The 12,285-nt window shown below is 34.1% G+C and carries 14 protein-coding genes and 1 tRNA gene; 3 read left to right on the plus strand and 12 right to left on the minus strand.

The window, feature by feature from the left end:
* Positions 1-130: 130 nt before the first annotated feature.
* Positions 131-712, minus strand: a complete 582-nt coding sequence (locus FP435_RS04415; protein ID WP_265482884.1) for a phosphatase PAP2 family protein — start codon at positions 710-712, stop codon at positions 131-133.
* Positions 713-1,038: 326 nt separating this feature from the next.
* Between FP435_RS04415 and FP435_RS04420 the strand changes: the two genes are divergently transcribed.
* Positions 1,039-1,126, plus strand: a tRNA-Ser gene (locus tag FP435_RS04420).
* A gap of 760 nt (positions 1,127-1,886) precedes the next feature.
* On the opposite strand, the gene FP435_RS04425 is transcribed toward FP435_RS04420, so the two are convergent.
* Positions 1,887-2,255: a hypothetical protein gene (locus tag FP435_RS04425; protein ID WP_265482885.1), complete on the minus strand. Its 369-nt coding sequence runs from the start codon at positions 2,253-2,255 to the stop codon at positions 1,887-1,889.
* Positions 2,256-2,483: 228 nt separating this feature from the next.
* Entirely contained in the window at positions 2,484-3,209 is a 726-nt protein-coding gene (locus tag FP435_RS04430) for a hypothetical protein (protein WP_265482886.1), read from the minus strand.
* A gap of 353 nt (positions 3,210-3,562) precedes the next feature.
* On the opposite strand from FP435_RS04430, the gene FP435_RS04435 reads away from it, so the two are divergent.
* Complete coding sequence (locus FP435_RS04435; RefSeq protein WP_265482887.1) at positions 3,563-5,830, plus strand: HAD-IC family P-type ATPase; 2,268 nt, start codon at positions 3,563-3,565, stop codon at positions 5,828-5,830.
* Positions 5,831-5,839: 9 nt separating this feature from the next.
* Here FP435_RS04435 and FP435_RS04440 read toward each other — a convergent pair whose 3' ends face one another.
* Positions 5,840-6,355, minus strand: coding sequence for a dihydrofolate reductase (locus FP435_RS04440; protein WP_265482888.1), 516 nt, complete (start codon positions 6,353-6,355; stop codon positions 5,840-5,842).
* Positions 6,356-6,447: 92 nt separating this feature from the next.
* Between FP435_RS04440 and cls the strand changes: the two genes are divergently transcribed.
* Positions 6,448-7,938 (plus strand): cardiolipin synthase, encoded by a 1,491-nt coding sequence (gene cls, locus FP435_RS04445; protein WP_265482889.1) that lies wholly within the window; start codon positions 6,448-6,450, stop codon positions 7,936-7,938.
* A gap of 506 nt (positions 7,939-8,444) precedes the next feature.
* Here the strand turns inward: cls and FP435_RS04450 are convergent.
* The 8 genes from FP435_RS04450 to FP435_RS04485 all read right to left on the minus strand — a co-directional run bounded on the left by FP435_RS04450 (position 8,445) and on the right by FP435_RS04485 (position 12,284).
* Positions 8,445-9,308 carry a GH25 family lysozyme gene (locus tag FP435_RS04450; RefSeq protein WP_265482890.1) on the minus strand — a complete coding sequence of 288 codons (864 nt, stop codon included), beginning with the start codon at positions 9,306-9,308 and terminating at the stop codon, positions 8,445-8,447.
* Positions 9,309-9,319: 11 nt separating this feature from the next.
* Positions 9,320-9,700, minus strand: a complete 381-nt coding sequence (locus FP435_RS04455) for a phage holin, LLH family (RefSeq protein ID WP_265482891.1) — start codon at positions 9,698-9,700, stop codon at positions 9,320-9,322.
* On the minus strand, positions 9,687-9,935 hold the full coding sequence (locus tag FP435_RS04460) for a hypothetical protein (protein WP_265482892.1): 249 nt from the start codon (positions 9,933-9,935) through the stop codon (positions 9,687-9,689). Before FP435_RS04460 ends, FP435_RS04455 begins: the two co-directional genes overlap by 14 nt.
* 13 nt (positions 9,936-9,948) lie before the next feature.
* The gene (locus FP435_RS04465; RefSeq protein ID WP_265482893.1) at positions 9,949-10,329 is read right to left on the minus strand and encodes a hypothetical protein; all 381 of its coding nucleotides are present in this window, start codon (positions 10,327-10,329) and stop codon (positions 9,949-9,951) included.
* Positions 10,304-10,471 (minus strand): XkdX family protein, encoded by a 168-nt coding sequence (locus FP435_RS04470; RefSeq protein ID WP_265482894.1) that lies wholly within the window; start codon positions 10,469-10,471, stop codon positions 10,304-10,306. Before FP435_RS04470 ends, FP435_RS04465 begins: the two co-directional genes overlap by 26 nt.
* 2 nt (positions 10,472-10,473) lie before the next feature.
* Positions 10,474-11,118 (minus strand): hypothetical protein, encoded by a 645-nt coding sequence (locus FP435_RS04475; protein WP_265482895.1) that lies wholly within the window; start codon positions 11,116-11,118, stop codon positions 10,474-10,476.
* A gap of 93 nt (positions 11,119-11,211) precedes the next feature.
* A complete protein-coding gene (locus FP435_RS04480; RefSeq protein ID WP_265482896.1) occupies positions 11,212-11,871 on the minus strand; it encodes a hypothetical protein in 660 nt (219 codons plus the stop codon).
* Positions 11,872-11,909: 38 nt separating this feature from the next.
* Positions 11,910-12,284, minus strand: a complete 375-nt coding sequence (locus FP435_RS04485) for a hypothetical protein (RefSeq protein WP_265482897.1) — start codon at positions 12,282-12,284, stop codon at positions 11,910-11,912.
* Between the last annotated feature and the right edge of the window lies 1 nt (position 12,285).

The following is a 12,285-nucleotide window of genomic DNA, read 5'->3' on the forward strand; positions in this document are numbered from 1 at the left end:
AAAATAAATGATTATAATTCGTCGTGCTTTTGGGCTTTTTGCCCTTTGCCTACATGGATTATTTTAATGCAACTTTGTGATGTTGTAAACTTATATTCAAGAAATAATTTTCACAAAAAAACTCTGGTCCTTAAACCAGAGTTAAAAATTGTTGTGCAATTGTAAAACAAAAAATTCCTAATGTCGTTGCTCCAATAATATCAGAAGGATAATGCGCCCTCGTATTCAAGCGTGATAAAGCAACCAATACCCAGACGCTCATAATTGCGACGAAAAGAATTAGCCCCCCCTTTTTTCCAAAAATGCGCCAAAGCATTAATCCCATGATTGTGACACTTAGCACATGTCCACTAGGAAAACTATATCCCTTTCTAACTTCTTGGGGTGCGACTGGACGCTTTCTTTTAAGAGAATTTTTAAGTAAAATTCCCAACAAATCTGTAAAAGCCAAAGTTAAAACTACCCAACTTCCACTATAGGGATGATGAGTAGCAAACAATGTCCCTGCTAAAATTAAGTCCCAAATGACTATTAATTTTGGTTCATTCAAAAAAGTGATAATTTGCCAAAGCTTAGTATCACTATGACGAACTAATTTATGGTGAACCCAATGATCATAAAAATTAAATAAACGAGAATTTCTTATAGTAAAAATTAAAAGAGCTAGTACTAATCCAGTACTAATTACCTCTATTGGACAAAAAAATTTCACAGCTTTACCTCAATTAATACTACCAATAGTTTAATTTTAACAGCATAATTAAATAACGGGTAGCAATTTAATTGATATAAATTACTTTTTTTGTTCCTTTTTTACAGGTATATTACTTTCAAGAAGTTTTGTTAACTCCTTAATATCTATTGGGAGAGGCTTTAATTTCATCTTCTATACCTTATTTCTATTATTAATACATTAATTCTAAAAGAAAAAGGTAAGGATTTAGTTAAGGAAATGCTAAAAAAGTGTAACATGTTTCCTTTTACCATTTAATTAAGTTTGATAAGATTAAATATTCTATGATATACTTTTAATGTTGCGGAGAGTTGGCAGAGTGGTAATGCACCGGACTCGAAATCCGGCGAACCGATTTATATCGGCGCGCAGGTTCAAATCCTGTACTCTCCTTTTTAGTCTTTAACTTAGATAACTAATTTAACTAAACAACAACTCTAGAATTTTATTCTAGGGTTTTTCTTTTATGGGCATCCCTGTAAATACTGAAACACTATAGATTTACGTCGGCTTCACACTGTAAATTGCTCCTTAGGGGTTGAGGTAAATTAACTTCCATTTTACTATATCTTGCTAATTATCCTTAACTACTCAAGATACAAAAACTGTATAATTTATACCAAAATTATTGATAAAATAAAAAAGTGTATGCAGTAAAGCACACACCAAGTAATTAACCCAAGAGGTGGGAAAAATAAAAACCTTTTTGTTAAGCGCTTGGCTGGGGTGTACTACCAATACACCAAAATTCGGCGCTTTTAAGTCTATTTGTTACCAGCCTTAAGGATTTGTATAATTCTTATTGCAAAAGTAATTATAGCATGAATAGGCGTTTACTTAAAGACTTTACACATAGTGTAAGGTCTTTTTTGATTAGTTGTGGAATTTAACCTAAACGCATCTTAACAACGAATCGCCCTTCTAACTATGGGGATAATCAAAATCGAAATCTTAATTTTGAGCACTTCTCTCCTTAAAGTGGAAGCCCTGTTTCTTGATACATGGATCTTTTATTTTTAATGGGATCCTCAACGTTTCTGTAAAAAGCCCCATAATCATTAGCTCTCTTTCTAACAATTATGGGGTTCTTCACTTTTATAATAAAATACTTTTGGCCCTTACCAAACTTCATTACAAACTAAACTTTGGTGATTTAATTAATTTTTCTTCTATTCAAAATTAAATGCCAAACAAAGAATCCGATTCCAATAATAAATGCTAACCATCCCCAAAGAGCCAAATCACTGAAAGTACTTGCGTTCACAATTGAAACAAACCAAGCTATTAGCATCATTATTAAACAAGCTATATCTCCAGCCATTTTTTTCTTATTATGAGTACAAATGTAAACAATTCCTGTTGCCAAATATAAAATAGCACATAACAACCCAGCACTTCCACCGCTAAGATGGGTGATGCTATTTCCGGAAATTTTTCCAATCCCTACTATACAAGCCTGAAAGGTAATAAAAACAGCAATTACGATTTGTAGAATTCCGACAACTAGTTTAGTAGTTTTCATTTCAATGCCTCCAATATTTACTATTTCTATCTTTAGTATAGCACCTTTAATATCCAGCTTAAAAAGTTAACAATCAGCAGATATTATGATGAAAGGTATTATATTTATATTGAAGACACTCCATAAGTTAAAACTCTTCAATACTTAATTAACCATGCTTTTCGTTCAACTAAAAATTTATTCTAGAGTGATTCTCACAAAATAAAAAGTCCCGATAGGGACTTTTATCTATTTTTTGACTAATTCAATTTCTTGAACGTCAGTAGTAATTGCTTCTCCATCGGTTAAATCAGCAGTAAAGTGAGTAATTTGACCCTCATCATTATCAGCTGTAGTACCTAAGATTTCATTAATGTCTGAGTTATTTGAAGTAATATTACCACTACCTCTAACTGCTTTAATTTCATATCTACCAGGTTTAATATCTTGTCCTACAATCCAAGTACCAGGGCCAAATGAAGTTTGAAATTTTGGCTTTGGTGCCGGTTCAAAACTAGTTTTTTCAATACCACTAATTTTAATTTTTTCACCTTTAACAAGAGTTGTAGTGTAAGAATCAACTTGACCCCCATCTTCATCAGGAGTAGTACCTAAGATAATATTAATATCTTCTCCACCGTCACTTTGGAAGTTACCGTCTCCAGACTCTGCTTTAATCACATAACGTCCAGGTTCAATATCTTTACCCGCTCCAACTTCAAAGCTACCAGCACCTAAAGTAACTGCCTTAGCAGTATTTTTATATGTTTTCTTAGATGTTGAAACTGATGTCTGATTCTGGCTTGAACTGTTAGATGAAGAACCGGAATCATCTTCTCCACTACCAGCAATAATTGCAAATACAATAATTACTGCTAGTGCTATTAGTACCCAAGCCCACCAACGCTTATACCAAGGCTTCTTTTGCTTAATTACATAGGTCTTCCCATCATCGCCCTTGATTTCTTTTGCCATATTTTCCTCCAAAAATTATTTTCCAGCTTTTTAAGTCGTCAGTATTTGGACCTCTATCTAATCTGTTATAAAATTACGGCATTTTTCATCATCATATTTATCTAAATAAAAACGTAGTCCTCTACTGCACTAACTTCATCATTTATATGATCTACCACTCATTAAGCTCTGCAAACTTATTCTCTACGTAGATATATAGTTCAACTATAGGTAGCCCCTCCACTTACGTGAAGAACTACCTATTATTTTACCAAAAAATTATTAATATTTTCTGCTAACTCTTTAGATTATCTTTTTTCCTATAAAAAAATGCGCTAAACTTGATAGCGGAAAGAAATTAACGGAGGTATTTTATGGAAGAAAAAGAGCTTCAAGGCTTAACAGATGCCCAAGCTCAAGTCCGTTTAAAAAAAGATGGGCTTAATGAAGTTCCAGAACCTGAATTTAATTTTATAAAAGAATTTATGGGTAAACTATGGAACCTCTCTGCTTGGATTTTAGAAGCTGCTTTATTATTAGAATGTTTTTTAGGAAAATGGATTCAGTCACTCTTTGTATTATTAATGTTGCTTTTTGCAGCATTTAATGGGGCTACTCAAAAGAAAAAGTCTCGCAAAGTTTTAAATACCATTTCCCATGAACTCACACCTACTGTTGCCGTTAAAAGAAGCGGAAAATGGATTAAGATTAACTCCAAATACTTGGTTGTTGGCGACTTAATTAGTTTAAAACGTGGGGATGTTTTAGCAGCTGACGTCAAGATTGCTCAAGGACAAATTGCTGTAGACGAAAGTTCAATTACTGGTGAATCTAAAGAAATCACCAAAAATGTCGGTGAGACTGCCTATGCGGGCACTACAGTTGTTAGCGGGGATGCACAAGCTTATGTCACTGCAACCGGTAGCAATTCTCGTTCAGGAAAAACTATCAATTTAATTAACCAATCAGCTGCTCCTGGACACTTGCAACAATTACTTACTAAGATTATCTACTATCTTTGCTTATTAGATGGTGTTTTAACCTTAATTTTAATTATCGCTGCTTTAATTCGTGGCAAAAATGTTATTGACATGTTACCGTTCTTAGCAATGATGTTTATTGCCTCAATTCCGGTAGCAATGCCATCTACTTTTGCCCTTTCAAACTCATTTGAAGCAACTCGTTTGAGTCATGAGGGAGTTTTGACATCTGATTTAACTGGTATTCAAGACGCAGCCAATTTAAATGTTCTTTTACTTGATAAAACGGGTACGATCACTGAAAATAAAACTGCAGTTGCTAGTTGGGATAACGTCTCTACTCTTCCAAGCAAGGAAGTCTTATCCCTCGCTGGTGCTGCTACAGATAAACGTAGCCCAAGTATTATCGATCAAGCAATCGATGATTACCTTGCTCAAGAAAACATTACTGCTGCAGTTCCAAGCAAATTTGTACCTTTTACTTCAAATACAGGTTATTCCATGGCCGAAGTTGATGGTAAAAATATCAAACTTGGATCATTTAAACAACTTTCTAAGATTGACCCTAGCGCCGATGAAAAAGTCAAAAATATTAACTTTGAAGCTGGTCGCTCAGTAGCAGTTTTAATTGATGACAAATTAGCAGGTATTTTCATTTTGCAAGATAAAGTGCGTGAAGATTCCGCTAGCGCCCTTAAAGAGTTAAAGCGACGCGGTATTCAACCAATTATGCTTACTGGTGACAACCAAAAAACTGCCGCCGCTGTTGCTAAACAAGTTGGTCTTCAAGGAAAAGTCATCTCAATTCAGGATTTTAATAAAGATACTGATATTAAAGACTTAGCAGGAATTGCCGATGTTTTACCTGAAGACAAGTTACGCGTAGTAAAAACGCTCCAACAAGATGGCTACATCGTTGGTATGACCGGTGATGGAGTTAATGATGCACCTGCATTAAAACAAGCCGAAGTCGGGATTGCTGTTTCAAATGCAGCTGATGTTGCTAAAAAAAGTGGTAAAATGGTGCTTTTAGACGATGGCTTAACACCAATTGTGAAAATCCTCGATGCTGGACACCGTGTTTACCAAAGAATGACTACTTGGTCTCTTACCAAGCTTTCTCGTACTGCTGAATTGACCATGCTTTTAACTTTTGGCTTCTTATTCTTCGATTATATTCCAATGGCCTTAAACGCCATGGTTATTTACACGATCATGAACAACATGGTTACAATGATGATTGGGACTGATAACACCTATATTACTTATAAACCGGAAAGCTGGAATATGGCAAAACTTGCCAAAATTGCTTTTTCACTTGCTGCCGGCTGGACAGTTATTGGCTTTAGTTTTGTTTGGTACTTAGTCGCGCATCATTACACAGCTGGCACTGTTTCCACCATGGTTTATGTTTACCTAGTTTTAAGTGCGATGCTAATTGTTTTAATTACTAGAACTAAAAAGTTTTTCTGGCAATCTCATCCCTCTAAGATGGTTGGAGTTGTGCAAATCATTGATGTGTTATTAACCTTTATCTTGGCACTCTTTGGTCTAGCAATGACGAAAATCACTCTAGTAAACCTCGGCATTACCATTGTAATTGCCTTAATTGCAGCTATTCTCATTGACTTAATCTACCAACCAATTATGAAAAACAAATAATTAAAAGAGTTAGCGAATGCTAACTCTTTTTTGATAGGTTAAAAATGTGAAGTTATATTTATTGTTCACATCAACCCAATGGCACTCCTCATTTATCAACTCAAACTTAGAGTACTCTATCTCTGGCATCTTTACATCCCCTCTAACATAAGCTTGAATTATCGTTCTTTCTAAAACACTTACTTCATCCTTAAATTCTTTAAATAAACTTGTACCGCCAATAACCCAAATTAGACAACCCTCTTGGCTCTCTATCCACCTACGCAATTGTCTAATATTTCTAAAAATTTTTACTATTTCACTATTTTTATATTTTTCTTTTAACTCTGTATTAGTTGTTATAACAACATGCAGTCTTTCAGGTAAAAGTTGGGGTAAACTTTCAAAAGTTTTTCTCCCCATTATAATTGAGTGACCCAACGTCTTTTCCCTAAAATGTTTTAAATCAGCTGGCAGCTGCCAAGGTAATTTACCTTGATAACCAATATTACCATCTAAATCTTCTGACCATATAAAACCAAGCATTTTTCCTCTCCCTACTACCTCAATTTCATAAATCTTTAAAATTATGTTAAAATTATTCAGTCAAATAATATAACAATAAAGGAGAAAAGTTAATGATTTGGACTTGGGATGTTATCCGACGTATCATTGAAGTTTTGTGGCTAATCAATGATGCTTTTGCTATCTGGACAGTTTTTCGTAGCAAACGTGACATTGCCTCAACCTGGGCTTGGCTACTAGTGTTATGTATCTTTCCTTACGTTGGTTTTATTTTATACCTCTTTGTTGGACGACAATTATCTCATGATGATATTTTTATTATCCAACAAGAACAAGAAAAGATTCGGCAAAAATTTTTAAATGAGCAACACAAACTTCTAAAGGAAAAAGATTTACTTCCTAAAAATGATAGTCATCAACGTTCACGAATGTTGGTAGATTTAAACCTCAATAATGACGATGCTATCTTAACTTTCAATAATAAAGTTAATGTCTTTATAAGTGGACCAAAACTTTTTGATAATATTATTGAAAATATTAATCAAGCTAAAATTTCAGTTGATGTGGAATTTTATACTTTTTACTCTGATGACCTAGGTAAAAGAGTACTTACTGCCTTAGAAAATGCCGCTGAGCGTGGCGTTAAAGTTCGCGTTTTATATGATACCAGTGGTTCAAGAGGAACACATCCTAAATTTTTTAAGCATCTAGAAGAATTGGGTGGCTACGCACAAGCTTTTATCTCTGATTCTGGCAATCACTTTTTTACCACTCCAAGACTTAACTATCACTTACATCGAAAACTTGTGATTATTGACCACAAGATTGGGTACATTGGTGGCTATAACATTGGCGATCAATATGTTAACAAGAGTGCAAAATTTGGTCATTGGCGTGATACTCACTTACGTGTCGTCGGTCAAGCGGCTGTAATGATGGAAATTCGTTTTGCAATGGATTGGAATACTACCTGTCGTAAAACCCACTTACCTAAGTTTGATATTGAAAAAGAAATTGCTAACTTCAAGCTTCAACCACCAACTGATGATCCAAATACTGTACCAATGCAAATTGTATCCTCAGGCCCCGATAGCGAAGATTATGGAATTCGCCGCGCCTATGAAGGAATTATTGCAACTGCCAAAGAATATGTTTATATTCAAACCCCTTATCTAATTCCTGGTGATCCCATACTTGAAGCATTAATCATCGCCGCAAAAAGCGGTGTTGATGTACGTATTATGGTTCCTTGTATGCCGGACCATCCTTTTGTTTATCGTGCGACTGAATATTATTCAAAATATCTCACTAGCCAAGGGATTAAAGTTTACAAATATAACGATGGATTCATTCATGCTAAAACTATGGTCAGTGGTTCAAATATTGCTTCTGTTGGATCAGCCAATCAAGATTTTAGAAGCTACAAACTTAACTTTGAAGTTAACGCCTTCACCTATAGTCCTGAATTGACTCAAAAACTAAAGGCAATTTTTGAAAATGATTTAAAAGATTGTACTTTAATGACAAATGAATACTTTGCCAAGCAATCTCACTGGCGTAAATTTAAGCAATACTTTTCTAGATTGCTATCACCAGTATTGTAATTTCAAAAAGTCACATCTCCTAAGTTGTGGCTTTTAATTTATCCTTTATACAAAAATCTCCCTACCAAATTAATGATATAGGGATTTAACTTATTTTTTTCTTGAGCCTTTAACGTCAGCAATTCCCTCCACTTACGTGAGTTAATATAATTGAGGATTACCGCTATATCAGTACTTGTTAATCTATATGCTGCAACATTACTGCAACAAAAAAATACCACCTAGGATTTCTCCTAAGTGGTATTTTTACTTTCATTTAAATTTTGTAGCAATAATTACATTGTTATTGCCAGCTTAATTTCAAAGTTGATTATTAAACGTCAATTTACCACGGCCAGTCCCTGACCATATTTATAATGCCAAACACTAGTATACAACTTTTAGTCTAGTTATTGTCTAAACTGAAATTTAATTTTAATTTAGACAATCTTTTAGACAAAGTAAAAAAACCACCCACGAACTAACGTGAGTGGTTTTTTGGGTGTCAATGGTCCTTATTAATTATACTACTTATAGCTAAAATTGCCAAAGTACTTCATCGACCTGTTATTTTTACATGGTAAGTATCCATAAGTACCATTACTTCTAGGCTGTCTTAACCATCTGTAACCAGCTATATCTGCATAAGCATCATAAGTGATTTCATCGCCACTATGAATTGTGGCAATGTGTTTAGCTTTATCCTCTGGTGCTGTACGCAAGAAAAGATTTTGCTTAGCGGTAAAAGTGCCCTTTTCAGACTTCCAAGAGATAGACTCCTTAGCAGCAGTAGTACTCTTCTTACTATCTCCCTTAGCAATTGCTAGCCAGCCTTTTTTGTCCAAGTTTACGATATTTCTATCCATGTTATCGCCAGTGAATTGCCAGATGGTGTAAGTCCCCCATGGGGATGTATTAACTGCCATATTTGGAATGGTCCAACTCTTCCAATTCATTGAAGGGTACTTAGCAACCCATAAGCCACATAAATTAGAGCAGTTAGCTACTTGCCAAATACCGGATTCTTGTACATAGATAAGTGGATAAACTCCACTCAATTCATGATAGCGAGTAACAAAACGCTTAACATAGCTGGTATTGCCCCAACTTGCGTTTTGACCTTCTTCCCAGTCAACCGCTGGAACTGCTTCACCAACGTAGTTTTTAGTATTTTTGTAAAAGTACTCTGCTTCTGCTTCTGGATTTCCACCACTACAATAGTGGTAAATTCCCAAAAGTTTACCAGCTTTCTTTGCTGCTTGATAGTCTACATCACAATATGGATTTACATATCCTGTACCTTGAGTAGCTTTTACCATAGTGATATCAGTACCACTTTGAGTAGCAAAACTTCTAGGGCTATCACTATAAACATCAACCATTTTTAACATTGGCTTACCCCCTACTTCTTTTGTTCGGATTTTACTGTTTCTTCAAGTTTGGCCACACTTTTTGTATTAGCAGAACCCGAACTATTTTCAATTTCTTTAACAGCATTTTCTACACTCTTACCAATATCTGAGATCGTCTGTTCGCTAACTTTAAAACCTTTATTATTAAGAGAACTTGCTACTTCTCTTACAATTGCTTTCTTTTTTCCATGGTCATTAAGTGTAGTGTTTTCATAGGAATTGACAGCATTTTTAACTAAGGTTTCAAGAAACTGATTCTTCAACCCTAATTTTTTTAGCTTCAGTGATTTGTTACCAAACCAAGCACCAATTCCAATAGTTAAAATCCAAAGTATAAATGTAAAAATTTCTGCCCAACTACTTCCGTTCATTTCTACTACCTTCTTCTATTTTCTTATTTTTTACTTTTAGCAATTCTTCTCGTGTTTTATCCAACTTTCTTTGAAGAAGTTGACAACGTTGCTTATATTCATCTCGCTCAGACTTTAGTTCTTGAATAATGGACGAATAATCATTCCGATTATTTTTGTGAGTAGTTGCTAGTGCAGTACTTACTGCCCCAATAAAAAGAGCTAACATTTGAACAAGATTTGACAAATCATGCAAGATTCTTCACCGCCTAACTATCGTAGGCTGCATATAGAATTAGCGCAAAAATTACCATATCTCCAATAATCGTATGTGCCATTCTAAACTGTCCGGCATATATGATATGAAAAAGTTGTGTAACCCCTAACGCTAAGATCACCGCACCCGATAATACAAAAGAAAGAATCTTTAACCACCTAATTTTATTATCCATGTAGGCCGAAGTAACCATTCCAATTCCTGCAATAAAGACTACAATATCAATTCTCATATCATTTAGTGTTGATGACCATTCTGGTGGCCAAAAGAAATACTGACGACTGACAATTAAAAAAATACCAATTACAGCTACTGCAGTTCCTGCAATTATCTGTTCATGGTATTTATTAGTTAGCTGAAGTACTTTTTGCATAGTCATCACCTGTAATTCTCTTATATGCATCAGGACCTACACAACCCATTTGGACAAAACTAGCAATGGTTGCTTTAGTGTAAAGTCCCATATCATAGTACATTTTGTAAAAATATTCAAAACTTGCTGCTAAATCTAACATTATTATTCACCTTCTTTCTTAGTATCGTCACTAGTAGCTACAGGCGCAACTGGTGCTTGAGATTCTGTAGTAGTTGCTTGTGAAGTAGGTTGTGGACTAGGTGGCGTAACAGCGGTAGATGTTCCTGCACTAGTAGTTAAAGCATCAATTTTAGCTGTAGCCATACTTAACATTTGAATTAAAGTAGCTGCTTGTTTTGCACTCTGCTCTGTGTTAGAAGAAAGCGCCTCTTTTAAATTATCTAATTGAGTAGTTAATTGGGTATTTTCTTTAGCAATATTTGAGTTATTTTCTTTTAAAGTAGCAATTTCTTGTTGTGCTTCTTTTAATTCATTGGTTAAAACATTTAACTTGGTAGCTTGCCCCTGTGCACTATTCTCTTCCCATTGTCTAGTAGTCCAATTGTACTTAGGATGATTAATTCCAGTAGGTCTTTCAACGACATATGGATACAAATCGTTATCTAATTCATGATAAGGAATTGGAAAACAATCATCATCATCATTAGAAATATATACTACCTGCTTATAAAGAGGATCATTTTTAATGTACGCCTTAGCTTCCTTTTCTCTTTCTTCCCAATCATTTTCTTGAACTGCTTGAGCACTTTCATTTGATACTACATTTTCTACTGTTTCTTCTGTCATAATATTTTCCTTTCAAAATAAAAAGCACGATCAAAAGATTTACACTTTATGAATCGTACTATATTAATAATTTATAAACTTTTAGAATAATTCCTAAATAATAGTGATTTTCAATTTATCTTCTGGGTTAGAAGGATAATCTTCTGGACCATTATTAATGGTGGGATAGTGAGATTTATAGGGAGGTAAAATAACAAAAGTAGCGTCAAAATTTTCTGGCTCGCCGTAAATATATGAAACATCTGAAAACTTATGGAGCTGGCTTTCAAATACACCAAAATCATTTTTATTATTTACATGAAATAAACTTGCGCTAGTCGGTAAATAATATTCTCCACTACTATCCACTAATACTTGTCCCTTGTCTTCATAATTATCAAATATAGGAGAAGCAGTAGACGTTTTAATAAATGAAATTGGTACTTCTTCTTTTACTTTGATAAATCCAATATCCTTATTATACTGACCATACTCATATGCTATCTTAACTTTGCCAGTAGGATTCAACTTATTAAGCGTGTTTTTACTTAAATGAACTTCAGCCCCATATTCGTAAGTATGGTTACCATTTTCATCATACAAATGAAACGGTGCTAAATAGTCTTTTTTTGTTGAATCCATCGTTAATATTAATTCTGTACCAGCTTTAAAATAATTTTGCCATACTAATAATCCATTTTCATAAATCTCTGAAACTTCTCTACCATTAATGTATGCTGATTTTATTTCTTTATTATTAATAAAAGCGGACATATAAGCCCTCCTTTACTAATAAAAGGCATTTAAATACCCTAGCTACCCCCCCCTATTATATAGGGTATTACGTCTTTTTTCTTACACCAAACCATTAACATTCCTGTATCATACGTATAGTCCACTCCGTTTAATCCAACAATTCCTACAAATTCTTCATTTTCATATGAAATTTCTGCTACAATTACACCCCACTCATATTCACTAGGAGATCTTAAAGATTGTGTTTCATCTCTTTCAAAAAATATATTCTCACCTTGCTTTGCTCCCTCATAATTTCCTGTATAAATATGATAAAGTGGAATCTTTACTTTATTTGAGTCAAATGTGTTAATTCTTTGAGCATTTAAGCTTTTAGTAAATTTTTCACCATTAAAATAAACATTCATTACTTTCTTACCATTAATTATCATT

The organism is Lactobacillus sp. PV037 (genome assembly GCF_014522345.1).
Lineage (GTDB): Bacteria > Bacillota > Bacilli > Lactobacillales > Lactobacillaceae > Lactobacillus.

What these genes read in the sequence shown, in the direction of transcription:
- FP435_RS04480 (WP_265482896.1), bottom strand. Translation starts at nt 11,871, where the DNA reads ATGTCCGCTTTTATTAATAATAAAGAAATAAAATCAGCATACATTAAT.
- FP435_RS04485 (WP_265482897.1), bottom strand. Translation starts at nt 12,284, where the DNA reads ATGATAATTAATGGTAAGAAAGTAATGAATGTTTATTTTAATGGTGAA.
- FP435_RS04430 (WP_265482886.1), bottom strand. Translation starts at nt 3,209, where the DNA reads ATGGCAAAAGAAATCAAGGGCGATGATGGGAAGACCTATGTAATTAAG.
- FP435_RS04425 (WP_265482885.1), bottom strand. Translation starts at nt 2,255, where the DNA reads ATGAAAACTACTAAACTAGTTGTCGGAATTCTACAAATCGTAATTGCT.
- cls (WP_265482889.1), top strand. Translation starts at nt 6,448, where the DNA reads ATGATTTGGACTTGGGATGTTATCCGACGTATCATTGAAGTTTTGTGG.
- FP435_RS04475 (WP_265482895.1), bottom strand. Translation starts at nt 11,118, where the DNA reads ATGACAGAAGAAACAGTAGAAAATGTAGTATCAAATGAAAGTGCTCAA.
- FP435_RS04435 (WP_265482887.1), top strand. Translation starts at nt 3,563, where the DNA reads ATGGAAGAAAAAGAGCTTCAAGGCTTAACAGATGCCCAAGCTCAAGTC.
- FP435_RS04450 (WP_265482890.1), bottom strand. Translation starts at nt 9,308, where the DNA reads ATGTTAAAAATGGTTGATGTTTATAGTGATAGCCCTAGAAGTTTTGCT.
- FP435_RS04465 (WP_265482893.1), bottom strand. Translation starts at nt 10,329, where the DNA reads ATGCAAAAAGTACTTCAGCTAACTAATAAATACCATGAACAGATAATT.
- FP435_RS04440 (WP_265482888.1), bottom strand. Translation starts at nt 6,355, where the DNA reads ATGCTTGGTTTTATATGGTCAGAAGATTTAGATGGTAATATTGGTTAT.
- FP435_RS04455 (WP_265482891.1), bottom strand. Translation starts at nt 9,700, where the DNA reads ATGAACGGAAGTAGTTGGGCAGAAATTTTTACATTTATACTTTGGATT.
- FP435_RS04470 (WP_265482894.1), bottom strand. Translation starts at nt 10,471, where the DNA reads ATGTTAGATTTAGCAGCAAGTTTTGAATATTTTTACAAAATGTACTAT.